The sequence below is a fragment of the Chromobacterium subtsugae genome, assembly GCF_035919665.1.
GTDB lineage: Bacteria > Pseudomonadota > Gammaproteobacteria > Burkholderiales > Chromobacteriaceae > Chromobacterium > Chromobacterium subtsugae.
Window position 1 is genome coordinate 3,824,677 of sequence record NZ_CP142381.1, and the last position, 26,017, is coordinate 3,850,693.

Annotated in this window: 24 protein-coding genes, 6 tRNA genes and 1 pseudogene; 8 read left to right on the forward strand and 23 right to left on the reverse strand. The window is 64.3% G+C overall.

The annotated features are described in order from the left end of the window. Positions 1–10: 10 nt before the first annotated feature. Both U6115_RS18125 and U6115_RS18130 read right to left on the reverse strand, forming a co-directional pair. A complete protein-coding gene (locus U6115_RS18125; protein WP_052258072.1) occupies positions 11–1,186 on the reverse strand; it encodes an ABC transporter ATP-binding protein in 1,176 nt (391 codons plus the stop codon). A gap of 394 nt (positions 1,187–1,580) precedes the next feature. After that, positions 1,581–3,407 carry a GGDEF domain-containing protein gene (locus tag U6115_RS18130; RefSeq protein ID WP_043575518.1) on the reverse strand — a complete coding sequence of 609 codons (1,827 nt, stop codon included), beginning with the start codon at positions 3,405–3,407 and terminating at the stop codon, positions 1,581–1,583. A gap of 157 nt (positions 3,408–3,564) precedes the next feature. Between U6115_RS18130 and U6115_RS18135 the strand changes: the two genes are divergently transcribed. From U6115_RS18135 to U6115_RS18155, 5 genes are all read left to right on the forward strand, one after another. Further along, a complete protein-coding gene (locus U6115_RS18135; RefSeq protein WP_043575520.1) occupies positions 3,565–4,353 on the forward strand; it encodes an alpha/beta fold hydrolase in 789 nt (262 codons plus the stop codon). A 27-nt stretch (positions 4,354–4,380) separates the two neighbouring features. Continuing rightward, positions 4,381–5,169 carry an enoyl-CoA hydratase-related protein gene (locus U6115_RS18140; RefSeq protein ID WP_043575522.1) on the forward strand — a complete coding sequence of 263 codons (789 nt, stop codon included), beginning with the start codon at positions 4,381–4,383 and terminating at the stop codon, positions 5,167–5,169. 69 nt (positions 5,170–5,238) lie between these two features. Next, positions 5,239–6,660 (forward strand): exodeoxyribonuclease I, encoded by a 1,422-nt coding sequence (gene sbcB / locus U6115_RS18145; protein ID WP_043575524.1) that lies wholly within the window; start codon positions 5,239–5,241, stop codon positions 6,658–6,660. A gap of 128 nt (positions 6,661–6,788) precedes the next feature. Then, a complete protein-coding gene (locus tag U6115_RS18150) occupies positions 6,789–8,417 on the forward strand; it encodes a methyl-accepting chemotaxis protein (protein WP_043575526.1) in 1,629 nt (542 codons plus the stop codon). A 153-nt stretch (positions 8,418–8,570) separates the two neighbouring features. Then, positions 8,571–9,395, forward strand: a complete 825-nt coding sequence (locus U6115_RS18155) for an undecaprenyl-diphosphate phosphatase (protein ID WP_043575528.1) — start codon at positions 8,571–8,573, stop codon at positions 9,393–9,395. A gap of 4 nt (positions 9,396–9,399) precedes the next feature. Here the strand turns inward: U6115_RS18155 and U6115_RS18160 are convergent. From U6115_RS18160 to U6115_RS18180, 5 genes and pseudogenes are all read right to left on the reverse strand, one after another. After that, a pseudogene (locus tag U6115_RS18160) lies at positions 9,400–9,720 on the reverse strand (NUDIX hydrolase); the annotation flags it as partial. A 78-nt stretch (positions 9,721–9,798) separates the two neighbouring features. Next, a complete protein-coding gene (locus U6115_RS18165; protein ID WP_043575530.1) occupies positions 9,799–10,260 on the reverse strand; it encodes a thioredoxin family protein in 462 nt (153 codons plus the stop codon). 14 nt (positions 10,261–10,274) lie between these two features. Then, positions 10,275–10,742 (reverse strand): OsmC family protein, encoded by a 468-nt coding sequence (locus tag U6115_RS18170; RefSeq protein WP_043575532.1) that lies wholly within the window; start codon positions 10,740–10,742, stop codon positions 10,275–10,277. Between the two features lie 68 nt (positions 10,743–10,810). Further along, entirely contained in the window at positions 10,811–11,620 is an 810-nt protein-coding gene (locus tag U6115_RS18175; RefSeq protein WP_146008452.1) for a carbon-nitrogen hydrolase family protein, read from the reverse strand. Then, positions 11,617–12,456 carry a segregation and condensation protein A gene (locus U6115_RS18180; protein WP_369816059.1) on the reverse strand — a complete coding sequence of 280 codons (840 nt, stop codon included), beginning with the start codon at positions 12,454–12,456 and terminating at the stop codon, positions 11,617–11,619. The genes U6115_RS18175 and U6115_RS18180 overlap by 4 nt, the downstream gene beginning before the upstream one ends. 101 nt (positions 12,457–12,557) lie before the next feature. Here U6115_RS18180 and U6115_RS18185 point away from each other — a divergent pair, with 101 nt between their 5' ends. After that, a complete protein-coding gene (locus tag U6115_RS18185; protein WP_043575535.1) occupies positions 12,558–12,983 on the forward strand; it encodes a hypothetical protein in 426 nt (141 codons plus the stop codon). Here U6115_RS18185 and U6115_RS18190 read toward each other — a convergent pair. The 7 genes from U6115_RS18190 to U6115_RS18220 all read right to left on the reverse strand — a co-directional run bounded on the left by U6115_RS18190 (position 12,978) and on the right by U6115_RS18220 (position 19,372). Then, positions 12,978–14,381: a hypothetical protein gene (locus U6115_RS18190; protein ID WP_047238472.1), complete on the reverse strand. Its 1,404-nt coding sequence runs from the start codon at positions 14,379–14,381 to the stop codon at positions 12,978–12,980. The genes U6115_RS18185 and U6115_RS18190 overlap by 6 nt on opposite strands. A gap of 98 nt (positions 14,382–14,479) precedes the next feature. Then, positions 14,480–15,079, reverse strand: coding sequence for a cysteine hydrolase family protein (locus U6115_RS18195; protein WP_047238473.1), 600 nt, complete (start codon positions 15,077–15,079; stop codon positions 14,480–14,482). 61 nt (positions 15,080–15,140) lie between these two features. Next, the gene (locus tag U6115_RS18200) at positions 15,141–15,557 is read right to left on the reverse strand and encodes a VOC family protein (RefSeq protein WP_043575539.1); all 417 of its coding nucleotides are present in this window, start codon (positions 15,555–15,557) and stop codon (positions 15,141–15,143) included. Positions 15,558–15,660: 103 nt separating this feature from the next. Further along, positions 15,661–17,556 (reverse strand): molecular chaperone HtpG, encoded by a 1,896-nt coding sequence (gene htpG, locus U6115_RS18205; RefSeq protein WP_043575541.1) that lies wholly within the window; start codon positions 17,554–17,556, stop codon positions 15,661–15,663. 119 nt (positions 17,557–17,675) lie between these two features. After that, positions 17,676–18,119 carry a ProQ/FINO family protein gene (locus U6115_RS18210; RefSeq protein WP_043575544.1) on the reverse strand — a complete coding sequence of 148 codons (444 nt, stop codon included), beginning with the start codon at positions 18,117–18,119 and terminating at the stop codon, positions 17,676–17,678. A 180-nt stretch (positions 18,120–18,299) separates the two neighbouring features. Then, positions 18,300–18,384 (reverse strand) — tRNA-Leu (locus U6115_RS18215). A gap of 667 nt (positions 18,385–19,051) precedes the next feature. Then, positions 19,052–19,372: a helix-turn-helix domain-containing protein gene (locus U6115_RS18220; RefSeq protein WP_043575546.1), complete on the reverse strand. Its 321-nt coding sequence runs from the start codon at positions 19,370–19,372 to the stop codon at positions 19,052–19,054. A gap of 100 nt (positions 19,373–19,472) precedes the next feature. Here U6115_RS18220 and U6115_RS18225 point away from each other — a divergent pair, with 100 nt between their 5' ends. Beyond that, positions 19,473–19,850 (forward strand): hypothetical protein, encoded by a 378-nt coding sequence (locus U6115_RS18225; protein WP_043575548.1) that lies wholly within the window; start codon positions 19,473–19,475, stop codon positions 19,848–19,850. Positions 19,851–19,965: 115 nt separating this feature from the next. Here the strand turns inward: U6115_RS18225 and U6115_RS18230 are convergent. The 8 genes from U6115_RS18230 to U6115_RS18265 all read right to left on the reverse strand — a co-directional run bounded on the left by U6115_RS18230 (position 19,966) and on the right by U6115_RS18265 (position 23,476). Then, positions 19,966–20,039: transfer RNA gene (locus tag U6115_RS18230), tRNA-Cys, on the reverse strand. Positions 20,040–20,083: 44 nt separating this feature from the next. Then, a tRNA-Gly gene (locus U6115_RS18235) sits at positions 20,084–20,159 on the reverse strand. Between the two features lie 23 nt (positions 20,160–20,182). Then, positions 20,183–20,258: transfer RNA gene (locus U6115_RS18240), tRNA-Gly, on the reverse strand. A gap of 30 nt (positions 20,259–20,288) precedes the next feature. Further along, positions 20,289–20,364, reverse strand: a tRNA-Gly gene (locus U6115_RS18245). Positions 20,365–20,386: 22 nt separating this feature from the next. Beyond that, positions 20,387–20,462 (reverse strand) — tRNA-Gly (locus U6115_RS18250). 102 nt (positions 20,463–20,564) lie between these two features. Next, entirely contained in the window at positions 20,565–21,146 is a 582-nt protein-coding gene (gene pgsA / locus U6115_RS18255) for a CDP-diacylglycerol--glycerol-3-phosphate 3-phosphatidyltransferase (protein WP_043575550.1), read from the reverse strand. Between the two features lie 92 nt (positions 21,147–21,238). After that, positions 21,239–23,044 carry an excinuclease ABC subunit UvrC gene (gene uvrC / locus U6115_RS18260; protein WP_043575551.1) on the reverse strand — a complete coding sequence of 602 codons (1,806 nt, stop codon included), beginning with the start codon at positions 23,042–23,044 and terminating at the stop codon, positions 21,239–21,241. Next, positions 23,045–23,476, reverse strand: a complete 432-nt coding sequence (locus tag U6115_RS18265; RefSeq protein ID WP_052258074.1) for a DUF4124 domain-containing protein — start codon at positions 23,474–23,476, stop codon at positions 23,045–23,047. A gap of 146 nt (positions 23,477–23,622) precedes the next feature. Between U6115_RS18265 and guaB the strand changes: the two genes are divergently transcribed. Continuing rightward, a complete protein-coding gene (guaB, locus tag U6115_RS18270; protein ID WP_043575552.1) occupies positions 23,623–25,086 on the forward strand; it encodes an IMP dehydrogenase in 1,464 nt (487 codons plus the stop codon). Positions 25,087–25,153: 67 nt separating this feature from the next. On the opposite strand, the gene U6115_RS18275 is transcribed toward guaB, so the two are convergent. Beyond that, positions 25,154–26,017 carry an AraC family transcriptional regulator gene (locus U6115_RS18275; protein WP_043575553.1) on the reverse strand — a complete coding sequence of 288 codons (864 nt, stop codon included), beginning with the start codon at positions 26,015–26,017 and terminating at the stop codon, positions 25,154–25,156.

Genomic DNA, 26,017 nt, shown 5'->3' on the forward strand with positions numbered 1-26,017 from the left:
GGCAGGCGTGTTACTGGGTCAGCACCACCGGCGCGTCGGAGCGCCAGCTGACATGCACCGGGTCTCCCCAGGTGGGCGGCGTTTCATTGGCGTCGCACCAGCGCGACGACGGCACGATGGATTTGACGACCTTGCCGCCCGCCAGTTTCACGTGATAGATGGAATAACTGCCCAGGTAGGCGATATCCTGCACCGTGCCGGCGGCGCGGTTGGGGCCGGGCGGCAAGGGCTGCTTGTCCAGCCGAACGTCCTCCGGCCGCACGCTGGCCCACACGTGCATGCCCTTGGGGCCTGTGATGCCGTGCTCGATGCGGATCACGCCGCCCAGCTCCTGCGAATGGATCTCCACCAAGTCCGGCTCGTCCACCGCCACCGCGCCCTCCAGCATATTGGTCTCGCCGATGAATTCGGCGGTGAAGCGGCAATTCGGGTATTCGTAGATCTCGGTCGGGGAGCCCACCTGCAGCAGCTTGCCCTCGCTCATGATGCCGATGCGGCTGGCCATCGTCATCGCTTCTTCCTGATCGTGGGTCACCATGATGCAGGTGACGCCGACCGCCTCGATGGTGTTGACCAGCTCCAGCTGGGTCTGCTGCCTGAGCTTCTTGTCCAGCGCGCCCAAAGGCTCGTCCAGCAGCAACAGCTTGGGCCGCTTCACCAGACTGCGCGCCAGCGCCACCCGCTGCTGCTGGCCGCCGGACAGCTGATGCGGCTTGCGGCCGGCGAACTTGCGCATCTGCACCAGGTCCAGCATTTTCGCCACCCGCTCGGCGATTTCGTCCCTCGGCACCTTGTCCTGCTTCAGGCCGAAGGCCACGTTCTCTTCCACCGTCATGTGCGGAAACAGCGCGTAGTTCTGGAACATCATGTTGACCGGGCGCTGGTAGGGCTGCAGGCCATGCATGTCCTGGCCGTCAAGAATGATGCGGCCGGCGCTTGGCGTCTCCATCCCCGCCAGCATGCGCAGCAGCGTGGACTTGCCGCAGCCCGAGCTGCCCAGCAGGGCGAAGATTTCCTTTTTGCGGATATCTAGGTCGATGTGATCCACCGCCAGGTGTTCGCCGAATTTCTTCACCACCCCGGCAATCTTCAGATACGGGGCCTCCTCGTTGCCGCTGACGCCGGAAACGGCTCCGACGGCGGGAATGGCTGCTGCGTGTTTCGTGGCCGCAATGGCTTCCGACATGATCTGACTCCCTCCAACTCTAACCCCGGGCAGGCGCGATGCCGATGGATGGCACGCGGCCTGCGAATGAATGGAACCGGGCAAGAAACGGGCTATGCCGCGGCGGGCAGCGACGGACTACGCGCTACCAGCATGGCAAAGCGCGGCCAGCCCTGCCTGATAAAGATGCAACGAAGTTAAGCGAAAAGCGAGCGGGAAGGCGCGGCGGGGACGGCGCGAGCAAACGAATGGAACGGGCCATGATGTCTCCTCTTTGTCTGCCGTCCTACGGACAGCGCGGCCGTCGTCGGTTGCGGCGGCTTTTGGGGACAGCCTATGCCATGTTTAATAAATTTGACAAGTGGCGGCGATAGTTGCCGTAGTAATTGTCTGACAACGCTGTCGTTTTCCCGCCTCAGCCGCCGCCCTCGGCCAGGCCGCAACGGCAGCCGGCAACCGTCGCGGCGGGCTGGCGTCTTTCGACGAACAGACTGTTGCCGGGGATTTTCTTCGCCTGCTTCTTGGCCTCGGCGGTCACCGCGCCGATCTCGTGATGGCTGCCGAACTGCCCCGGCTTCACCCGCACCACGCCCAGGGACAGCGTCGTCAGCGGCTGGAACACTGTCTCTCCGTTGCGCGCCGCCACCTCGAAGCCGCCGGCCTCGCGGTGGCGGTCGGAAAAATGCGGCGCGGCCAGCCGGCCGAACGCTTCCAGCACGCATTGCAGGCGCGCCTCCCAGTCGTCCGCCTGCATCAGCACCACGAAATCGTCGCCGCCGACGTGGCCGACGAAATCGCGTTCCGGGTCGGCATGCTCCAGCAACAGGTGGGCCACCAGTTCGATCAGGCTGTCGCCGGCGGCATAGCCGTATAAATCATTAAACGGCTTGAAATGATCCAGGTCGGCGTAGGCTGCGACGAACGGCGTCTTCATGCCCAGCAGGCGGTCGATGGCCTCGTTGATCGGCACATTGCCTGGCAGGCCGGTCAGCGGGTTGGCGTAGCGGGCTGCCGACAGCTGCAGCTCGGTGATCTTGCGCATCAGCGCGAAGCCGGTGCCCATGCCCAGGTAGCGACCGTTTTCCGTGATGATGAAGCCGTCCACCAGATAGCGCTGCTCGGCCGCCACCACCAGGCTGGACAATTCATGCACATTCAAGTCGGCGCTCACCACCAACGGCTGCTTGTCCATCATCAGGTGGCAGGGCTTCTTGCCGTACAGCTCGCGGTTGAACGGCTTGGCGAAGCTTTCCAGCAGGTGGTGCCGGCGCAGCAGCCCCACCGGCACGCCATCCTCCACCACCGGAATGGCGAAACAGTCGGGGTGGTCGGCGAAACGGCGGTAAGCGGTTTCATTGGGCACCCGCGCCTCCAGCGGCGCCACCTCCAGCAGCAGGTCGCGCGCCAGCGGCTGGTTGCGCAGGCCCTGGCGGCGGTTGCCGGCCCATGGCAGCGCGTGCGCCGGCAAGGGCAACGCGTGGGCGGGATTGGCCTGGGGCCGGGCCAGCAGATAGCCCTGGCCGTAGCGGACGCCCAGCCGGCACAGCGTGCGCAGCTCCGCCGCCGACTCTATCCCCTCCGCCACCAGCAGCGCGCCGGACTGGCGGGCGATGTCGGCGATGGAGCGGACGAACTGCTCCTTCAGCGGGTCCAGATGGATGTTCTGCACGAAATGCTTGTCCAGCTTGACGAAATCCGGCCGCAGCTCCGACCACAGCCTGAGATTGGAGAAGCCTTCGCCCAGGTCGTCCAAGGCGATGCGCAGGCCGCCCTGCCGGCAGGCGGCGGTGACTTCGCGCAGCGCCAGATAGCCGCCGTTTGGCCGGGTTTCGGTCAACTCCAGGATCACGCGCTTGCTGTCCAGGCCGATCTGGCCGAGAAATCCCAGGATGGAAGCCGGTCGCTGCCCTTGCAGCAACAACGTCTCCGGGTGGAGGTTGACGAACAGCAGGCCCGGCAGCGCCAGTTCCGCGAAGCGCTCGGCGCAGGCCCTGAGGCAGGCCAGGTCCAGCGGCAGCGTCATCCGGCAGCGCTCCGCCGCCTCGAACAACATCATCGGCGAATGCAGCGCGCTGTCGGACGGTCCGCGTATCAGGCCTTCGTAGCCCAGTATGCTGCCGGCGTCCAGATCGACGATAGGCTGGAATACCGGCTGCAGCCTGCGCCGGCCTATGATTTCCTCCAGCTCCTGACACCAGCCCGCCGCCCCCGGGGACAGGAGCGGCTCGACGCAACTTTGCATGATCTTGGGAAAACAGCCTGATTTCGTTCAACCGCGATAATCTAAGCCAGAAAAATGTCAAAGACATTACATCGCGCGATTTGCGCGCCCCACCTGTTCAGCGATGCCGGACGGGTTCTAGAATGAATAGCACCGCAGCCAGAAACAGGAGCTTGCCATGCCGTACGCCCAGATAGACGGACGCCAGGTGTACTATGAGGAAAGCGGCCATGGCGGCCAGACGCTGCTGCTGTTCAACGGCATCACCATGTCCACGGTGGGCTGGACGCTGATGCTGCCGCAGCTGGAGCCCCACTTCCGCCTGCTGCGGATGGATTTTCTCGGCCAGGGCCAGAGCGACCATCCGCCGGCCGAGTACTACCAATTGACAGAGCAGGCCGACCTCGCCGCCGCCCTGCTGGAGCTGCTGGGGATAGAACAGGTCTACCTGGTGGGCCTGTCCTACGGCGGCATGGTGGCGCAGCACTTCGTCCATCGCCACCCGGAACGAGCCAGCCGGCTGTTTCTCGCCGGCACGCTGGCCTGGGCCGACAGCGTCAACGGCCATATCGGCGACAGCTGGATCGCCGCCAATCAACAAGGCGGACTGGACCTGCGCTACCAGGTCAGCATTCCCTGGCTGTTTTCCAGCCGCTTTCTGGCCAGCAACGCCGCGATGCTGGACGATCTGAAAATGCTGGCCGGCATGGTGGACTGGGACGCGGTGATCCGCCTGATCGACGGCGTGCGCCAGCACGATGCCCGCACCTGGCTGCCCGAGCTGCAACTACCGGTGCATATTCTGGTCGGAGACGAAGACCGGCTGACGCCCTTGTACCAGGCCAGGCTGCTGCACAGTCTGATTCCGGACGCCGAACTGGAAATCCTTCCCGGCGCCGGCCATGTACTGCACATCGAAGCCGTGGAGGCTTTCGCCCGCGGCATCATTCAATTCAGCCCGCGCTGACGCGGCCATCCATCAGGGGGAGAACTCATGGGCAACGAAGCCGTATTGCTGAGCGTCAACAAACAGGGCGTGGCCACCGTCACGCTGAACCGCGCCGACCTGCACAACGCGCTGGACGACGAAACCATCAGCCTCTTGGCCGCCACGCTGGAAACCCTGGCCGAGGACAACGACGTGCGGGCGGTGGTGCTGACCGGCCAGGGCATCAGCTTCTCCGCCGGACACGACCCCGATTGGCTGCGCCGGCTGTCGCAGTTTTCCGCCAGCGAGCTCAACCGCTACGCGCAGCAGACCGCCCGCCTGCTGCACACCCTGGACACCCTGCCCAAGCCCACGCTGGCCAGAGTGCAGGGCTCGGCCTTCGGCCTGGGCATGGCGCTGGTGGCCTGTTGCGACATCGCCATCAGCGTGTCCGAAGCGCTGTTCAGCCTGTCCGATGTCCGCTTCGGCCAGATTCCGGCGCTGGCCGCGCCCTACCTGATCCGCGCGATAGGCGAACGCCCCACCCGCCGCTACTGCATCAGCGCCGAGCGCTTCAACGCCGGCAAGGCCAAGCGGCTGGGCCTGATCCACCAGGTGGTGGAAAACGACGAGCTGGACGCGGCGGTCGAACACATGCAGGGCCAGTTGCTGCTCAACAGCCCGGCGGCGATGCGCGCCGCCAAGCACCTGATAGGCGAGATCGGCCAGCACGACATCACGCCGCAGGTGATGCAGCAGTGCATAGAGCACAGCCTGACGGTGCGGATGAGCGACGAAGGCCGCGAAGGCATGCTCGCCCTGATCGAAATGCGTAAGCCGGCCTGGATGGAATAAGCCCGTCCGGCTGGCCGAACCGGCGGCGGCGATGCGACAATGGCGGCTTCACCGTACGCCGCCCCGCCCATGTCCAATCACACATTCTTCTGGCACGACTACGAAACCTTCGGCGCCGTGCCGCGCCGGGATAGGCCGTCCCAATTCGCCGGCATCCGCACCGACGCCGAACTGAACGAAATCGGCGAGCCGGTGATGCTGTACTGCCGGCAGGCGCCCGACTACCTGCCGACGCTGCAGGCCTGCCTGCTCACCGGCATCACCCCGCAGCTGTGCCAGCAGCGCGGCGTCGACGAGCACGAATTCGCCGGCGTGATCGAACGGGAGCTGGCTACCCCCGGCACCATCGGCGTCGGCTACAATTCGCTGCGTTTCGACGACGAAGTCACCCGTTTCCTGTTCTGGCGCAATCTGATCGACCCCTACGCGCGCGAATGGCAGAACCATTGCGGCCGCTGGGACTTGCTGGATCTGGTGCGCGCCACCTATGCGCTGCGCCCGGAAGGCATCGTCTGGCCCGAACACGAGGATGGCCGGACCAGCTTCAAGCTGGAGCACCTGTCGGCCGCCAACGGCCTGGCGCACGATGCCGCCCACGACGCGCTGTCCGACGTGCGCGCCACCATCGCGCTGGCGCGGCTGATCCGCCAGCGCCAGCCCAAGCTGTTCGACTACTACCTGACGCTGCGCAAGAAAGACGCGGTCAAGGTCCAGCTATCGCTGCACGCCCCGAAGCCGGTGCTGCACATCTCCGGCATGTACGGCGCCGAACGCGGCAACCTGGCCGTGGTCTGGCCGCTGGCGGCCCACCCGACCAACGCCAACGAAGTCATCGTCTGGGACCTGGCGCACGACCCGGCCGAGCTGCGCGGCCTGACGGCGGAAGCCATGCGCCAACGGCTATTCAGCCGCGGCGAAGACCTGCCCGAAGGCGTGGCGCGGCTGCCGATCAAGACCATACACATCAACAAGTCGCCGTTCGTGGTGGCCAACCTCAAAGTGCTGAGCGCGGAACGCGCCGAGCGCTGGGGCGTGGACATGGCCGCCATCGCGCGCCACGCTGAAGCCGCGCGCGCGCTGCCCGACCTCGCGCCGCTGTGGCGCGGGGTGTTCCAGCGCGAAGCCGGCGAAGCGCGCGACGTCGACGAAAACCTGTACGGCGGCTTCGTTTCCAACAACGACCGCAAGGTGTTGCAGAAAATGCGCCGGCTGTCGGCGCTGCAACTGGCCGGCGAAATGGGGCTGTTCGAAGATCCGCAGCTCACCGAGCTGTTGTTCCGCTACCGCGCCCGCAACTTCCCCGCCACGCTGTCCGGCGCCGATCAGGCGCGCTGGCGGCAGTGGTGCCGGGAACGCCTCCAGCGCGCCGCCCCGGCCTTCCATGAGGAGCTGGCGGCGTTGCAGGCATCCGACCTTTCCGCCGCCCAACGGCAGCTGCTGCAACAGGTAGCCGACTACGCGGCCAGCCTGCAGGCTTCGCTGCAAGCCTGACCCCCTCCGGAGCCGGCCGCCGCCGGCTCCTCCCCCGCTCCCGATACGCGTTTATGCGTATGAACTTCCACAATGCGATGATCTAGAACTATTTATATGTAATTACGCAATGCACTCGGGAGACACGCATGCTGCATCAGCTTACCGTGCGCCAAAAACTTCTCAGCGGCTTCGCCTTGCTGATCCTGCTGCTCTGCGCCGTGGTTCTCATCGCCTATAGCAAGCTGGTCACCATCCAGAACAATGTCAGCGAGATCAAGGAGGACCGCTATCCCAAGATCGTGCTGTCCAACCGCCTGTCGCTCAACCTGCTGCAAATCGGCCGCGAAGTGCGCGACGGCGTGTTGGCCCGCGATCCCCAGGCCATAGAGCGCCACATCCGCAATGTCGACGCCATCCGCGCCGCCAACCAGGCCGATCTGGACAAGATGGAGCCGCTGCTGGGCCAACCCGAAGGCCGCGCGCTGTTCGCCAAGATCCGCGATGCCCAAAACCAGCAACGCCCATTGTTCGAACCGCTGTACGCGCTGATGCGCAGCCACCAGAGCGACGCCGCGCGCGAGCTGCTGGACGGCAAGTTCGCGCCGGCCAACAACGCCTTCATCTCTGCGCTGCAATCGCTGCGCGAACGGCAGCAGGGCCGGCTGGAAAAATCGATGGACATCGCGCAGGACTCCAGCCAGCAGGCGATCAACATCCTGCTCACCACCGCTCTGGTTTCGCTATTGCTTGCCATCGCCGTCGCGCTGTTCATCTCCGACCTGATCACCTCGCCGCTGCGCAAGTCGGCCAGCTTGGTGCATCAGATCCGCGAAGGCGATTTGTCCGGCGTCTCCGAACCGATCCCCGACGCGCGCGACGAAGCCATGGTCATCGCCCGCGACATCCAGGAAATGCGCGAGGGCCTGCGCGCGGTGGTGCTGAGCATCCAGGAGAACGCCCACCAGGTGTCGGATTCGGCGCGCGCCTTGTCCGGCATGGCGCAGCAGGTGGCCACCGGCGCCCAGACCCAGGCGGAAGCCACCACCTCCGCCGCCGCCTCGATCGAACAGCTGACGGTCAGCATCAACCAGGTGGCCGACAATTCCAGCGAAGCATCCGAGCAGGCGCAGACCGCCGGCCAGCTGGCCAACCGCGGCGGCAGCGAAGTGCTGGAGTCGGTGGGCAAGATACGCTTCGTCACTACCTCGGTAGACGACACCGCCAAGCAGATGAACAGCCTGACCAAGGAAGTGCAGCAGATAGGCAATATCGTCACGGTGATCCGCGACGTCGCCGATCAGACCAATCTGCTGGCCTTGAACGCGGCGATAGAAGCGGCGCGAGCAGGCGAGATGGGCCGCGGCTTCGCGGTGGTGGCCGACGAAGTGCGCAAGCTGGCCGAGCGCACCACCACCTCGGCGCAGGAAATCACCACGATGATAGGCTCGATCCAGCAAGGCGTCGGCCAGGTGGTGCACAGCATGGGCCAGAGCCTGGACTGCGTGGAAGGCGTGTCCGGCACCGCCGAGCAGGCCTCGCACTCGATGCGCGAGATAGAAAACAGCGCCGACACCATCATGCGCACCATCCACAGCATCACCGGCGCGCTGACCGAACAGCGCAGCACCAGCCTGAGCCTGGCGCAGGACATGGAAAAAGTGTCGCGGATGGCCGAGGAAAACAACGCCACCGTGCAGGAACTGGCCACCACCTCCAGCCAGCTGAGCACGCTGTCCGCCAATCTGCAAAACGTGACCACCCGCTTCCGGCTGTAAATCACAATGCTCTCCTCTTTACGCCGCGCCCTTAGGCGCGGCATCGTTTTTCCCGCAACATTTGCGCGATCAGAGGAGACTGCCCAGCACAAACCGCCCGATTTTTGCCATTTGCATTTATAATCGCGCCACTCTCATCCCCGCGAGCGCGCAATGGACCCCATCCTGCTGTTGCATTCCCTGATCATGGGCCTGGTGGAAGGCATCACCGAATTCCTGCCCATCTCGTCCACAGGCCACCTGATCCTCGCCGGCGACCTGCTGGATTTCCTCGACAAGGACAAGCGCGACGTCTATGAGATTTTCATCCAGCTGGGCGCGATGCTGGCGGTGGTGTGGGAATACCGCGCCAAAATAGGCCGCACCGTGGCCGGCGCGGCACGTCCAGGCGGCGAGCGCAACCTGCTGCTCGGCATCGTCATCGCCTTCATCCCGGCCGCCATCGCCGGGCTGCTGTTTTCCAAGCAGATCAAGGCCGCGCTGTTCAACCCGGTGTGCGTGGCCATCGCCTTCATCGTCGGCGGCCTGATCATTCTGTGGGCGGAGAGGCGCGAACATAAGATAGCGGTGGAAACGGTGGACGATCTGAGCCTGAAAGACGCGCTGAAAGTGGGCCTGTGCCAGTGCCTGGCGCTGATACCGGGCACCAGCCGCTCCGGCGCCACCATCATCGGCGGGCTGTTCCTCGGCCTGTCGCGCAAGGCGGCTACCGAGTTTTCCTTCTTCCTCGGCATCCCGACGCTGGGCGCCGCCTCGCTGTACAGCCTCTTCAAGCACCGCGACGCGCTCAGCGCCGACGATATCGGCGTGTTCGCCGTCGGCTTCGCCGCATCCTTCGTGTTCGCCTTCCTGGCCATCCGCGCGCTGCTGCGCTTCATCTCCACACACAGCTTCGCGGTATTCGCCTGGTACCGCATCGCCTTCGGCCTGATCGTGCTGGCCAGTTGGCAAACCGGCTGGGTGAACTGGAGCGCCTGAGCGCTTAGAAGCGGCCGCTGACCGCCGCGCCGGCGTAGTTCAGGCAGTCTTCCACCCGGCGGCGCTGCACCGCGCCCAGCTCGTCCAGCGCGAAATAGCGCCAGGCCGAATGCTCGGCGCTCAGGCTGGGCTCCGCGCCCGCCGGCGCCTCGCAGCGGAATACGAAGGCCTGCGAATGGTAGGCGCTGTGGTAATAGACGCCGCTCAGATAGCGCGGCGACACTTCCCAACCCAGTTCCTCGCGGCACTCGCGCGCCACGCATTCATGAATGGTTTCGCCTGGTTCCAGCGCGCCTCCCGGCAGACCCCAGGCTAGGTCGCCTTCAGCAGCAGCACCCGCCCGGCGGCGTCGGTGATCACCGCGTGGGCGCTAAGGCGAAAAGTATCGTCGAACGCCACCGTCTTACTGCGCGGCCTGACGGCTGACCCGTTCGAAAAATTCATAAATGCCGGTTTCGCTCATCCGGCGCGCGTCGGCCAGTTCGCCGGCGCGGGTGGCGTAAAGCACCTTGTTGTCGGGCGACAGCACCACCGCGGCCGGAATGCCCTTGGCGATCGGGTGGCCGTAAGCGGCGTCGATGTCGAGGTTATGGTCGAAATTGCCGACATCCACCTTCACCACCTTGAAGGCGCGCGCGATCAGTTCGGCGCTCTTCCCGCTTTTCAGCGCCGCGTCCAGCGCGCGGCAGTCCTCACACCAGTTGGCGCCCAGGATCAGCAGCACCGGCAGATGGCTTTGCTGCGCGGCCGCCAGAGTCTGCCGCAATTCCGCCTGGGCGTCGGCCTTTTCGTCGTACGGCCAATCGCCGGCCAGCGCGGCGGCGCTGCCCAACAGCAGCGTCAGCAGGATCAACAGTTTTTTCATGGGAATCTCCGCAATCAGGCCAGCCGGGGCCGGCACAGCACTTCGGTCTTCACCGAATGCGCGATGAAGCATTCGGCATGGGCGGCGTGATGCAGCTGCTCGAACTGCTCGGCCGTCGGCAATCTGTCGCCGGAAAACGAGACGCCGGGCTGCAGCGTCACCCTGGCCACCCAGGCCTTTCCGGCCTCGTTCTTGCCCATCTCGCCGACGGCGACGTCATGGTATTCGTCGACGCGGAAACCGGCGCGGGCGGCGATATCCAGAAACCACAGCATGTGGCAGCTGGACAAGGCGGCGATGAAAGCCTCTTCCGGGTCCACCGCGGCCGGGTCGGAATACGGCGGCGGCACCACTTGCGGCGCCGACGATCCGGCCACCTGAGCGCCGCCGTCGAACTTCAACACATGCTTGCGGCTGTAGCGGCGGTCCAGGAAATCCTGCTCGCCGCGCCGCCAGATCACTTCCGCTTGATGCTGCGCCATATCCTCATCTCCGCAATGGGCCATTGCCGCAAATCATAGCACGGCGATGACAAAGACATGATCGCCGCTCAGCGGTAGCAGTCCGGCCGCAAGGCGGCCTCTCCCCACACTTCGTCCTGCTCGGCGCGCCAGCGGCGCAAAGCCGCCAGGTCCAGCTCGGCCAACGTTAAGGCCGGCTCGCTTCCCGCCAAGGCCAGCAGGCGGCCGCGCGCGTCGATCAAACCGCTGCCGCCATCGTATTGCGGCGCCGGGTAATTGCACAGCGCGACGGCGAAGCGGTTTTCCAGCGCCCGGCCGCGCAGCTGCTGCAGGCGCGCGTCGCCCAGCTCGGCATCGTCCCGCATCGGGCAGGCATTGGGCGCCAGCACCAATTCCGCCCCTTGCCGCATCAACGCGCGGCCGGCCTCGGGAAATTCGCGGTCGAAACAGATCATCGCGCCGACGCGCACCGTTTCGCCGCCCAGCGCGATATCGGCGCAGACGAAGCCGTCGCCGCCTTGCAGCGCGGTTTCGGCGCCGTCGGTGAAGCCGCAGATGTGGACCTTGTCGTATTGCAGCGCCAGCCGGCCGTCGGCGCCATAGAGGCGCAAGCGGTTGCGCAGCGCGCCGCCGCGGCGGGCGAGATACGTGAAGCCGATGGCGAGCCCAAAATCGGCGGCCAGCCGGGCGACGCCGTCCAAGTCCGGCGCATCGTCATCCCAGGCGTGGACCTCATGCATTTTCTCCGGCGCGTAGCCGGTAGACCACAGCTCGGGCAATAGCAGCAGATGGCCGCCCGCCGCCGCCGCTTCGCCGCACCACTGCCGCAGCAGCGGCATGCGGCGGGAGGCGTCTTCCGGCGCGGGCTGCTGGGCCAGGACCAATCGGATCCGGCTCACGCCAGCGCGATCCGCACATAGATGGGCTGGTACGGCGCATCCTGGCTCACCTTCACCAGCCCCTCCTTCACCAGTTCCAGCACGGCGATGAAATTGACCACCAGGTGGGCGACGCCCTTGGCGATGTCGAACAGCTCCTCGAACGGCACGTATTCGCGGCCATCCAGATAGCGCAGGATCCAGCTCATCTGCTCGCGCACCGACAACTCGTCCTTTTCCACCTTGTGGTGGCGGTGGTGTTTGGCGCGCGACAGGATGGCCATCCAGGCCTGGCGCAGATCGCCGGCGCTGACATCGGGCAGCCGCTGCTCGGCCGACTGCTCCACCAGCACCGCCAGCCAGGCGAAATCGCGGTCGGCCTGCGGGATCTTGTCCAGCTCCAGCGCCGCCAGCTTCATCTGCTCGTACTCCAGCAGCCTGCGCACCAGTTCGGCGCGCGGGTCGTCCGGCTCGCCCTCTTCGTCCAGTTGCGGGCGCGGCAGCAGCAGCCGCGATTTGATTTCGATCAGCAGCGCCGCCATCAGCAGGTATTCCGCCGCCAGCTCCAGCCGGCCCTGCTGCATCACGTCGATATAGGACATGTACTGGACGGTGATGGCCGCCATCGGAATGTTCAGCACATCGAGGTTTTGCTTGCGGATCAGGTAGAGCAGCAGATCCAGCGGGCCTTCGAAGCTTTCCAGGATCACCTGCAGCGCGTCGGGGGGGATGAACAGGTCTTGCGGCACTTCCAGCACCGGCTGGCCGAACACATGGGCGATCGGCACGCTGGGCGGCAGTTCGGGCGCGGTCAGCTGGAAATCGGGGCCATCGGCGGACGCGGGGGTATCGGGCACGGCATTCATGGCGACAAGGATACCAGCTAGCGCCGCGCGCGGCGGTTGAACTTTTCATCCGCCGCGCGCACCAACAGGCTTTCCCTTCAGACAACGCCAGCGTGCCGCCACACAAACCGCCACTTCTGCCCTGCCTGTTTTTCCTGCTGAGCCTGCTGGCCGGCTGCCACACCGATTCCGCGCCCGGCGTCGCCGAGCTTGCCGCCGATCAGCCGCGGCCGGCGGAGCCGGACCGCCGCCACTTCTGGCGCAAGCGCGAGATCGAAGAAGTCAGCCGCCGCATCATCGAACGGGAGCTGGGGCATCGGGAAGCGTTGCGCTTCGCCGCCGACCGCGACGGCGGCGACGGCCGCTACCGTTTCCGCCTGATCGCCCCGCCGCGCGGCCGCCTGGGCTTTGCCAGCGACGAAGCGGCCTTCGCGGTGCAGGCGGACCTGGCCAACGGCAGGATCATCAGCATCCACTGCCGCCAAAACGACGGCAGCCAGCGGATGTGTTATCCCTACCGCGATCCCGCGCGCTCATGATGCGGCGTCGCGGCGCGCCAGCGTTTCCTCCAGCCGCACCTCGATCAGCTGGCAGCTACCGGTCTGCTGCAGCAGCCGTTGCGCCCGCACCAGCCATTCGCCGCCGGCGCCGCGCACCTTGAACTGCCGCATCGCCTGATAGCGCCGCCCGGCCAGCGCCAGCACGCCGCGCTGGCGGAAATCGCGTTCGCCATGCAGCAGCAGGCCGTTTTCCATGCCGCCGTCCGGGTGGCTGGTCACCGCCGCCGCCTCCACCGCCATCGGCCGCTTGCCGACGAACTCTATCCCGCACTCGGCCGGCTGCTCGCCGCCCGGCAGGCTGATCCAGCGCACCAGGCCCAGCTGCCAGCCGAAACCGCGGCGCTTGACCATCGCGATGCTGCCGGCCTGCACCTCCTGCGGGCCGAAATCGCCGCACAGCCGCATGCCGGACGCGCTCAGATTGCCCAGCAACAGATCCGCCGCCTCTGCGGCGTCCGGCGGCAGCCCTGCCCGCGCCAGACGCCAGCAAGCATCGAAGCCCGCCAGCAAGGCCACCCGCTGGCCGTTGCGCTGGTTCAGCCGCGGATGCCGGCGTTGCGGCGGACTGCGCCACTCCGCTTCCAGCCGCGCAAGCATCTGCCATTCGACCATGCCCAGCTGCTGCCGGCGCCGTTCCGCTTGCCCGCGCAGACGCTCCAGCGCGGGGCCGGCATCTGCCAGCCAGCGCGCGTCGCCCGGCGCCTCTCTTTCGCCATCGACGAAGCGTCCGGGCATGTCTGCCTCTGCCGGCACCAGCCAGCAGGGCTGTTCCGGCGCTTCGCCGCGCCAAGGCGTCAGTTTCAAGGCGGAACCGCATGTTTCCACCCAGTCCAGCAGCAGATGCTGGCGCTGGGCATCCAGCCGGTTGCTGGCGCTCATGCCCAGTAACAGCAAGCGCCGGTACCAATCGCCCAGCGCGACGGCGCCGTCTCCGGGCGCGCGCCGCTCCCAGCCGCGCTGGCCCGCCATGGCGAACAGGCGGTGGCAATCGCGCCAAAACCCGGCGCACAAAGGCGAATAGCCGAGAACGTGGGCGCGCAGCGATTGCCAGGCGCTGGAAAAAGCCAGCGCCAGCGCCTCCTGCTGCGGCCTGCCATGATCGAACAAGCCGGCCGGCTGCGCGCCGGCCGCTGCCGCCAAGCGTTTGCACGCCTCATGCAGCCGCCGCCACAACGGGCAGGTCAAAGCGCCATGGCCGCCGGCGTCTTCGCTGCGCCGCTGCAAATCCACGCCAGCCAGCAGCAATGCGCGCAGCGCGGCGGTATTGGGCGCCGCCTCTTCCCAGCGCGCCAGCAGGCGCAGCAGCGCGGCCGCCGCTTCAGCCGTCTCCAGCCCGGACAGCCGGCGCAGCTCGCCGCCCAAACCATGGAGATCCATCTCCGCTCCGGGAGCCGAATCGCGGGAGGCAGTCAATTTCAGCATAATGACAATGACAAATCGGACAGGGTGCGCATCTTAGCCTTTTGGCATGGCGCTTACGACAGGCCGGCCTCGGCATTATTACCAAGCGCGGCCAGCGCGTCGGCGCTGGCGCACACCCGACAGTATTCGCCGTGCAGATTGGCCAGGCTCATCGCATGCACCTCCTCCGCGCGGCGCGGCCTTCCCTGCCAGTCGGTCTTGTCGAAGGCGAAGCAGCCATCCTCGACCAGGCTGACCGCAAACCCGAGATTGCCGGCCATCCTCACCGTCGCCTCGACCGAGTTGCTGGTGCTGACGCCGGCCACCACCAGCTCCCGCCAGCCGCGCTCGCGCAGCATGGCCTCCAGGCCGGTGCCGATGAAGGCGCTGTTGGTCTGCTTGGCGACCACGGTTTCGCCCGCCAGCGGCAAGGTTTCCGTCTTGAAGGCGTGGCCGGGCCGATCCGGCCGGAAAGTGGAGTCGGGCTCGGTGGAGTCGTGGCGGATATGGATGATAGGCAGGCCGCGTTCGCGCCAGGCGGCCAGCAGCTTGGCGCACACCTGCTCCGCCTGCGGATTGTTGCGCGGCCCCCAGCTGGGGTGATCCACCGCCTGCTGCATGTCTATCAGCAGCAGCAGCGGCTCGGCGGTGGCGAATTTCAACAGCGCGGGCATCGCTCGCTCCCGTAATGAAAACGGCATGATGCCATGACGCGGATGCCGCCGCATCAACGGTTCAGGATTCCCAGTATTCGCCCGGCAGATAATCGCTGAAATACCATTGCTGGCCTTCCAGATCGCGCGCCAGATAACCGTGCGCGCCGTAATCCTCTTTTTTCAGCCCCTGCACGATTTCCGCGCCTTGCGCGCTGGCGCGCGCGTAATGCGCGGCCGGATCCGCCACGTAAACGCATAGCGCCTGGGCGAGGCCAGGCAGGCTGCCGGCGCCGATCCAGTTGCGGTCGGGATTGGGGCTGGACACCATGACCACCGCGTTGCCCAGGCTCAGTTCCGAATGATGAACCCGGCCGTTCTCGATCGCCGCGAAACGGCGCTGGAAACCGAACACCCGCTCCAGCCACGCCAGCGCCGCCACCGCGTCGTCGTAGCACAGGCAAGGGTATGCGCCAGGCAAGGCTCTGATCTCGCTCATTTCGTCCTCCGCGACCCGCTTGGGAAATTCCCACCTTAGGACAATGGCAATAAAAAACCGCCCTCGCAAGGGCGGTTTGCCTGTCATTCCGGCTCAGCCTGACTCAGGCCGACAGCTCCAGCATCAGCTTGTTGATGCGCTTGACGAAGGAGGCAGGGTCTTCCAGCTTGCCGCCTTCGGCCAGCAGCGCCTGGTCGTACAGCACCTGGGCCAAGTCGGCGGCGCGGGCCTCGTCGGTTTCGCCGGCCAGCTTTTTCACCAGCACGTGCTCCGGGTTGATCTCCAGCGTCGGCTTGCTGCCTTCCACCTTCTGGCCGGCGGCCTTCAGCATCCGCTCCAGATGGGCGCTCATGTCATGCTCGCCCGCCACCAGGCATGCCGGGCTCTCGGTCAGACGGGCGGTGGCGCGCACTTCCTTCACCTGCTCGCCCAGCGCCTTTTGCACCTTATCCACCACCGGCTTGGACGCCTCTTCCACCTGCTTCTGCGCTTCCTTGTCGGCTTCGTCCTCCAGCGCGCCCAAATCCAGCGCGCCCTTGGCCACCGACTGCAGCGCCTTGCCGTCGAATTCGAACAGCGAGCCGGTCACCCACTCGTCGACGCGGTCGACCAGCAGCAGCACTTCCACGCCCTTCTTCTTGAACACTTCCAGGTGCGGACTGTTCTTGGCGGCGGCCAGCGTGTCGGCGGTGATGTAGTAGATCTTGTCCTGGCCTTCTCTCATCCGGCCGATGTAGTCGGCCAGCGATACCGTCGGCTCGCTGCCTTCCGACGCGGTGGAAGTGAAACGCAGCAGCTTGGCGATGCGCTCCTTGTTGGCGTGGTCTTCGCCTACGCCTTCCTTCAGCACCTGGCCGAACTCCTTCCAGAACGCGGCGTATTTTTCCGGCTGGTTGGCCGACAGATCTTCCAGCAGGCCCAGCACCTTCTTCACGCAGCCATTGCGGATGGCGTCGATGTCCTTGCTTTCCTGCAGGATTTCGCGCGATACGTTCAGCGGCAGGTCGTTGCTGTCGATCACGCCGCGCACGAAGCGCAGGTAATGCGGCATCAGCTTTTCGGTGTCTTCCATGATGAAGACGCGGCGCACGTACAGCTTCACGCCCTGCTTGCGTTCGCGGTCGTACAGGTCGAACGGCGCGCGCGACGGGATGTACAACAGCTCGGTGTATTCCTGGCGGCCTTCGACGCGGGCATGGCTCCAGGCCAGCGGCTCGGTGAAGTCATGGGCGGCGTGCTTGTAGAATTCCTGGTACTGCTCGTCGCTGATGTCGTTCTTGGCGCGGGTCCACAACGCGGAAGCGGAGTTGACCGCCTCCATGTCGTCGCTGACGATCACTTCGCCGTTTTCGCCGTAGCTATTGCCCTTCTTCATCTCGATCGGGATGGAGATGTGGTCGGAATACTTGCGGACGATGCCCTTCAGCTTCCAGTCGTTCAGCAGCTCGTCTTCGCCTTCCTTCAGGTGCAGCACGATCTCGGTGCCGCGTTCGGCCTTTTCCACGGTTTCCAGCGTGTACTCGCCTTCGCCTTGCGACTCCCAGCGGACGGCTTCGGTTTCGCCAGCGCGGCGGGTGGTCAGCGTCACCTTGTCGGCGACGATGAAGGCCGAATAGAAGCCCACGCCGAACTGGCCGATCAGATGGGCGTCTTTTTTCTCGTCGCCGGACAGCTGTTCGAAGAAGGCCTTGGTGCCCGACTTGGCGATGGTGCCGATGTGCGACACCACTTCGTCGCGGCTCATGCCGATGCCGTTGTCGGCGATGGTGAGGGTGCGGGCATCCTGGTCGAAGCCGATGCGGATTTTCAGCTCGGCATCGTTCTCGAACAGCTCCGGCTTGGCCAGGCCCTCGAAACGCAGCTTGTCGGCGGCGTCGGAGGCATTGGAGATCAGTTCACGCAGGAAGATTTCCTTGTTGGAGTACAAGGAGTGGATCATCAACTTGAGCAGTTGTTTGACTTCGGTCTGAAAACCCAGGGTTTCTTTCTGTGCACTCATGGTCGGCAATGAAAAGAGGTTGGCAATGCCTGTGAAATGGAGGCTGGCCAGGCGTTTTCAAGTGCCGGAAATGCAAAAAGCCCTGCATATCGCAGGGCTTTGTCGGGATCGAGGGGCGATCAGGATTCGGCCTGGCCCGGTTGTTCCGCGGCTACGGCGGACATCTCGACCTGAGCCGCAACGGGCTCCGCAACGGCGGCATCGGCCGCCGGCTGGTTTTTCGGTTGCATCTGCAGCTCGGCGGCGCGCTTTTCTTCGGCGCTGACTTCGCCCTGCGGCTTGCCGTTCAGGTCGAAGCGCTTGCCGCCGCGGGCCAGCGATTTCAGGTAGCGCGGCTTGCGGCAGTGATTGGCGACGACGCGGGAAATCAGCGCCGGCTCGAACTGCGACAAGGCTGCGATCAGGCTCTCGTGGATGCCCAGAGCCAGCGGCCGGAACTGGCGAAACACGTCGAACTTGCCGTAGATGTGATCCGCGATCATCTCGGTCTGCTTTTTCTTGGACAGGCTTTGAACAGCAGACTTGAGAGCAGCACCGAGTGCCGTTTCAGTATTTGGCTTCATGAACTTCTATCTAGATCCATTAATGCAAAGACAGCAAATGCTGCCCAATCAAGAGGCGTGATGCAACCGGCCACTTGTCCAGTTAGACGACAGGCGTCGCGAGTAATGTCATTTTAATACAGCGAGATTCACGCCGCCATCCGCCATGCGCGTAGGAAAAGCCACGCGCTCCGCCATTGATGGTGCCCCGGGCCGGGGTCGAACCGGCACAGCCTAAGCCGAGGGATTTTAAGTCCCTTGTGTCTACCAATTTCACCACCGGGGCCAACAGAGCAGGCGATTGTAGCCCAGAGGGCCCATGCTGACAATGCATTTTAAATAATGCAAATCCATGAAAAATCAGCGGATTCGCGTATTGCCAGGGCGCATCGCCAATCCTGAGGGATTTCACGAGCCGCGCCGCTGGCAGCGGCTTCTCGTTCAGCGGCAACAGCTTGATTTTAAAGCTTCGGCCACTGCGAGAAAGTCCAGCACTTTATCGACAAAGCAAAACGCTGTCAACGACGCCCCAGGCTGGCGAGCTTGCCGGCAACGGATGTCGAAAACATAAAATCACTGTATTAAGAGGAAATAATATTGTGATGCCATGAGAATGGAAATGCGCATCGACTTTATTCGTCCATCTTGATGTTTTATCAATAAAACACTATTTACTTGATCGCAAAAGATATTGCGCGATGTTATTCAAATAAAAACCCAATCCTCACCCGCCATTTCACATGCTGGTCAGCATGCTCGACATCTGCGGAGCCTTCAGCCCCTCGATCGGCATGCCGGCGACGAAAAACGGGTAAATCGCATGGAATTCCATATCTTACCGAGGCCGGCACGCTGAAAATCCTTCATGTTCATTTCCATCACGCCGCGCCACAATCAAAACCATCATTGTCAAACAATAAGCACTTGCACTCCGCGCCAGGCAGGCCAACCGCCTACCGTTTCAGCGCGGATGGCGGCGCGCCCAATATCCTCAGAAAGCTGCGCCGCATCCGCTCCACCTCACCGAAGCCGCATTGCCGCGCCAGGCGCTGCAAGGAAGCCTCACCGCTTTCCAGCGCGCCGCGCGCGGCCTCGACCCGCAAGCGCTCCACCGCCTTGGCCGGCGGCCGTCCCGAGGATGCCAGCCCAGCCATACTCGCAGCGGCCAGGACCAGGCTGGACGCGCTGCGCGACCAGCGCGAAGCCGCCATCATCCAGGCCGCCGCCCGGCTATGACGCCGGCCTTCTCCCGCCATGCCGGGAAAACTGGCCAAGCGGACCGTCCATCGCGTCCGCTTTTCCAGCTACACCTAGCTAAAGCGCCTGCCAAACAGCCATTCGGCGCCCGCTTCTTCATTGCCACGGGAGATTGCGATGAGCCTTTACGCCGAACTGGTAAGAAAAGCCGCCGATCAATACCGCAGCCAGCTGGACGCGATATACGCCCAGCAGAAGCTCATCAATCGAGCCGACCATATCGCCGGCCTGCTTCTCAAAGCCGGCTTGCAGGCCAAGGCCCAGGCGGACGACTGCTACCATCCTTTCATTCTGCTGCAACTATCCGAAGAACTGCAGCCGCTGCAAAAGACCGTGCTGCTATACGTAAGCAATGTATTGGAATGCCAGATAGAAGAAAACGGCAGCCGGGACGGCCTGGATTGCTTCCTGATTCCGCCCGGCGGCGACACCGGCCAGGCCCGACTGCCCTTGCTGGTGGAATCCGCGCAAAGCGTGGTCCTTCCAACAGGATAAGCGGCCGCCAGACGGCAAAGCCAAATGTGGCGCGGCAGGAGAATTGTGAGATTGCTACGATTCTGTGAAATAAATAACAAAAGCCCGTAAATCCTGAGATTTACGGGCTTGAATTTGGAGGCGGGGGTCGGAATCGAACCGGCGTAGACGGATTTGCAATCCGCTGCATAACCACTTTGCTACCCCGCCATTTGCAACTCTAACCAATTTGCATAAACTGGTCAACAAAAATTTGGAGCGGGAAACGAGGCTCGAACTCGCGACCTCAACCTTGGCAAGGTTGCGCTCTACCAACTGAGCTATTCCCGCATGGGTAAAACCTGGATTGTAGATGGAGCGGGAAACGAGGCTCGAACTCGCGACCTCAACCTTGGCAAGGTTGCGCTCTACCAACTGAGCTATTCCCGCGTCGCATAAAACAATCTGCAGTGAAAGGGGTGGAGCGGGAAACGAGGCTCGAACTCGCGACCTCAACCTTGGCAAGGTTGCGCTCTACCAACTGAGCTATTCCCGCGTCGCATGCTTGCAAATTTGTTTGGAGCGGGAAACGAGGCTCGAACTCGCGACCTCAACCTTGGCAAGGTTGCGCTCTACCAACTGAGCTATTCCCGCACCGCTGAAACTTGCAAAACTTTCTACTGCATCTCGCTGCTGCTTCGTCAGTAGCGGCGAGAGACTGCGAATTATAGAGATTTATTCAGGCCTGTCAACACTTCAAACATCGATTTTTTTGCCGGCGAACTCTTTGGCGGCCATGCGCAGATAGTAAACCATTGACCATAAAGTCAAAATCACCGCGATATACATGGAAAAATTTCCTGCGATTCGCGCATTCAGGCCCGGAATCAACGCGCCATCGTACAGCAGCAGGGTAATCGCCAGCATTTGCGCGGCGGTTTTCAGCTTGCCGATATAAGCTACCGCGACGCTGCCGCGCGTCCCCATGCCGGCCATCCACTCGCGCAGCGCCGAGATGGTGATCTCGCGGCCGATGATGATCATCGCCATCCAGCCCTCGGTGCGGCCCAGCTGCACCAGCAGGATCAGCGCGGCGGCCACGATCAACTTGTCCGCCACCGGATCGAGGAAGGCGCCGAACGCCGAGGTCTGCCCCAGCTTGCGGGCAAGATAGCCGTCCAGCCAGTCGGTGGCGGCCGCCAATGCGAAAATGCCGGCCCCCACAACGTTGCGGCTGTGCAGCAACAGAATGGAGTCCGGCAGGAAAAATACCGCCACGCAGATCGGGATCAGGGCAACCCGGAGCCAGGTGAGGAATATCGGCAAATTGAAGGGCATTGGTTTTGGTCTTGTCGCAATCAGGCTCGTAAACATCGCCGGCGGCCATCCCGAGCCTGAATCAGGGAAGCCCGCCGCTTTCAGTCATTCAATCAATGCAGGGCATTGTAGATCTTTTCCGCCAGCGTCCTGCTGATGCCTTCCACCTGGCACAAATCATCGACATTGGCCGCCGCCACCCCGCGCAAACCGCCGAAGCGCATCAAGAGCTGCTGGCGCCGCTTGGCTCCGATGCCGGGTATCTCTTCCAGCGTGGAGGCGGTGCGCGCCTTGGCACGCCGGGCGCGGTGGCCGGTGATGGCGAAGCGGTGGGCCTCGTCGCGCACGGTCTGGATCAGGTGCAGCGCCGGATGGTCCTGGCGCAATTGTAACGTCTTTTCCAAGTATGGCAGGATCAGCGTTTCCAGACCCGGCTTGCGCTCCTCGCCCTTGGCGATGCCGACGATGGGCAAGGCCAGCCCCAGTTCCGCCAGCACCTCCAGCGCCACCCCCACCTGGCCCTTGCCGCCGTCGATGAATACCGCGTCCGGCAGTTTGCCTTCGCCGTCCGCCAGTTTGCCATAGCGGCGCGACAGCACTTCGCGCATCGCCGCGTAATCGTCGCCGGGCTTGGCGGTGGTGATGTTGAAACGGCGGTATTCCGACGGCTGCATCGCGCCCTTGTCGTACACCACGCAAGAGGCGACCGTGGCTTCGCCCATGGTGTGGCTGATGTCGAAGCATTCGAAACGGCCGGCGTCGTCCAGTTCCAGCGCCTCGTTCAGCTTCGCCAGCCGCTGGGTCTGGGTGGCCTTGCTGCCCTGCCGCTGCAGGATGGCCAGTTCGGCATTCTTCTCCGCCATTTCCAGCCACACTCGCCGCTCGCCTATCGGATTGCTGGCGATCGCCAGTTTGCGTCCGGCCTGCTGCTGCAGGAATTCCTGCAAAGCGTCGCTCAATTGGCCGTTCACCAGCAAGGCCGGCGGCACGCCGGCGGTCAGATAATGCTGCGCCAGGAAAGCCTCCAGGATTTCCTGCGCGGTATCGGCCTCGCCGCCCACCGGGAAGTTGCTCTTGTCGCCCAGATGGCGGCCGCCGCGCACCATCACCAGATTGACGCAAGGCATGCCATCCTTCAGCACCGCGGCCACCACGTCGCAATCCTGCTGGCTCTGGTTGCTGGAGACGAACTGCTTTTCCTGCACCCGCGACAACGCCTGGATCTGATCGCGCAGCTCGGCGGCCTGTTCAAACTCCATCGAGTCGGCGGCCGCCATCATGCGCCGGTTCAGCTCCTCTATCAGCTCGCTCTGCCTGCCGCTGAGAAAAGCCACAGCGCTGGCGACATCGGCCGCGTATTCGTCGCGGGAAATATGCTCGACGCACGGGCCGGAGCAGCGCTTGATCTGGTACAGCAGACAGGGGCGGGAGCGGTTGGCGAACACCGCGTCCTCGCAGGTGCGCAGCCGGAACACCTTCTGCAGGATCTGAATGCTTTCGCGCACCGCGTAGCCGTTGGGATAAGGGCCGAAATACTGGCTGGGCTTCTTCGGCTCGCCGCGGTAATAAGCCATCTGCGGGAAATCGTGCCCGCTCAGCATCAGGTAGGGATAGGACTTGTCGTCGCGGAACAAGATGTTGTAGCGCGGCGCCAGCGCCTTGATCAGGTTGTTCTCCAGGATCAGCGCCTCGGCCTCGGAGCGGGTGACCGTGGTTTCTATGCTGGCGATCTGCCGCACCATCAGCCGAATGCGCGGCGACAGGTCGTTCTTCTGGAAATACGAGCTGACGCGGCGCTTCAGGTCTATCGCCTTGCCGACATACAGCACCTTGCCCTCGGCATCCAACATCCGGTAGACGCCGGGCAAGGCCGGCAGGTTCTGCAATACGTTCTGGTAGTCGAATTCGGGTTTGGACACTTATTTATTGCACCAGGTTTGAACATCCTTCTGGGCCTGACGAATCAGCTCGTTGCGCTGGGCGTCGGTGGCCAGCGCGGTGGAACCGGGCATGCGGATGCGGCCGTTTTGCTGCAAAGTGGCCAGATTGGCCTGCGCCGCGCTGCAGTTCTGCGCTTTGACCTTGGCATTGGCGGCGGCGACGGCGGCGTTGTCGGACGCCACCTGCTTGTTGGCGGCCGGCTTGCTGTCGGCCTTCTTCTCCGCCTTCGGCGCCGACGCGCCGGCTGGCCGCTGCGCGCGCACATTCAGCTTGCGGGCGTTGACATGCGGCGGCGGCTGGTCGGAATACACGGTCTTGCCGTTGGCGTCGGTCCAGGTATAGACCTCGGCCGCGGCGGCGCCCGGCAATAGCAATGCCAGCAAAAACGTCCATACTATAGATGACTGCATGATTGGCATCCCCAAGCTTGGTCCCGGTGCCGCCGATTGTAAGGCCTGGCCCAGCGCCGCGCAAAAAGCGCGAATCTTCGCGCTCTTTTTGCAGTGCGCCGCATGATTCGGTATAATGCCGCTTTGCCGCCTAAGGAAACGCGAAGATGCGTATCATCGAGAAAGCCTATACTTTCGACGACGTTCTCCTCGTCCCAGCCCACTCGGAAGTTCTTCCGCGCGACGTTACCCTGACCACTCAGTTCACCCGCAACATCACGCTGAAGCTGCCGCTGGTTTCCGCCGCCATGGACACCGTGACCGAAGCTCGCCTCGCCATCGCCATGGCGCAGGAAGGCGGCATCGGCATCGTGCACAAAAACATGAACGCCGAAAAACAGGCCGCCGAGGTCTCCAAGGTGAAGCGCCATGAAAGCGGCGTGGTGAAGGATCCGATCACCATCGCCCCGGACATGCTGGTGCGCGACCTGGTGCTGCTGACCCGCCAATACAAGATTTCCGGCCTGCCGGTGATCGAAGCCGGCAAAGTGGTGGGCATCGTCACCAACCGCGACCTGCGCTTCGAAACCCGTCTGGACCAGACCGTCGGCTCCATCATGACCCCGCGCGAGCGCCTGATCACCGTCAAGGAAGGCGCCAGCATCGACGAAGCCCGCGAGCTGATGCACACCCACCGCCTGGAGCGCGTGCTGGTGATCAACGATGCCTGGGAGCTGAAGGGCCTGATCACGGTCAAGGACATCATCAAGACCAGCGAACACCCGAACGCCAACAAGGATAGCCAAGGCCGTCTGCGCGTAGGCGCTGCCGTCGGTACCGGCGCCGACACCGAGGCGCGCGTAGCCGCGCTGGTGGCGGCCGGCGTCGACGTGATCGTGGTCGACACCGCCCACGGCCACAGCCAGGGCGTGCTGGACCGCGTGCGCTGGGTCAAGCAAACCTACCCGCAAGTCGACGTGATCGGCGGCAACATCGCCACCGCCCAGGCGGCGCTGGACCTGGTCAAGGCCGGCGCCGACGGCGTCAAGGTCGGCATCGGCCCCGGCTCGATCTGCACCACCCGCATCGTGGCCGGCGTGGGCGTGCCGCAGCTGACCGCCATCCACAATGTGTCCGAAGCGCTGAAGGGCACCGGCGTGCCGATGATCGCCGACGGCGGCATCCGCTTCTCCGGCGACATCGCCAAGGCGCTGGCGGCAGGCGGCAACGCGGTGATGCTGGGCGGCATGTTCGCCGGCACCGAAGAAGCGCCGGGCGAGGTGGAACTGTTCCAGGGCCGTTCGTACAAGTCCTACCGCGGCATGGGCTCGCTGGGCGCGATGAGCCAGGGCTCGGCAGACCGCTACTTCCAGGACAGCTCCAACGCCGCCGACAAATTCGTGCCGGAAGGCATTGAAGGCCGCGTGCCGTACAAGGGCCCGATCGGCCAGGTGATCCACCAGTTGGTGGGCGGCCTGCGCTCGTCGATGGGCTACCTGGGCTGCCCGACCATCGCCGACCTGCACGAAAAGGCGCAGTTCGTCGAAATCACTTCGGCCGGCATCCGCGAATCGCACGTCCACGACGTGCAGATCACCAAGGAAGCGCCGAACTACCACGTCGACCGCTAAGCTGGTTTCGCCTGGTCGAACAAAAGCCCGCGTTGCGCAACGCGGGCTTTTTTTGCGCGCCGGCCAGTCAGGCCAGCGACAACATCAGCCGGGTGCGCAAGGCGGTGGGCGGATTGTCGTACGGCGAATTCAAATATTCTTCCACGCACGGCACGCCGCCGGGCGCGCGCCCGCTGCCGGGCAGCCAGTGCCGGTACAACCAGGACCAGGCCGTGGACAGCTCCGCGTACGGTCCCAGATGCGTCACGCAAGCGTACTCTCCGGCGGGAATCTCTCCCCACTCAAACCCATCCGGCAGCGGCCGCCCCTGCCAGGCATCCGGCACCGTCACGCAGGCGATGGCGCGCAGCTTGGCCTCTTCCGTCTGCTCCCGATCATCCAGATATATTCCGAATGCGCGGCCTGGCGCGTCGCCGACTGCGCAAGCCGGGCTGATGGCCTGCAAGGCGCCGAAGGCCTGGCCGATCTCCATATAACTGCCGGCATGGCGGCGCATCAGCACCGTCAGCCCCTTATCCTGTTTGAGCAATGTCACTTCATGCATCACGGTCTCCCAGTCTTGCCTAGAAATGAACGCTCTGCGCTGGCGGTAGCGGCCCGGACTCTCGCCGTAAGCCCTGGCGAAGGCCCTGACGAAGGCCGCGGTGCCGCCGTAGCCGGCGCGCGCCGCCACCTTAGACAAAGGCAGCGAGCCGCCGTCCAACTGTCCGGCCGCGCGGTGCAGCAACAGCCGCTGCCGGGTCTCTCCCACCGTTTCAGCCATCAGGCCGCGATACACGCGGTGAAAGTGAAAGGGCGACAAGCAGGCCTCCTCCGCCAACCTTTCCAGCGGCAGCGGCCCGTCCAGATGGCGCCACAGGTAGTCCAGCGCCCGCAGCATCCGCCACAAATACGGCGAATCCGGGCCGCCGTTGCGATAGAGCGTTCTCAT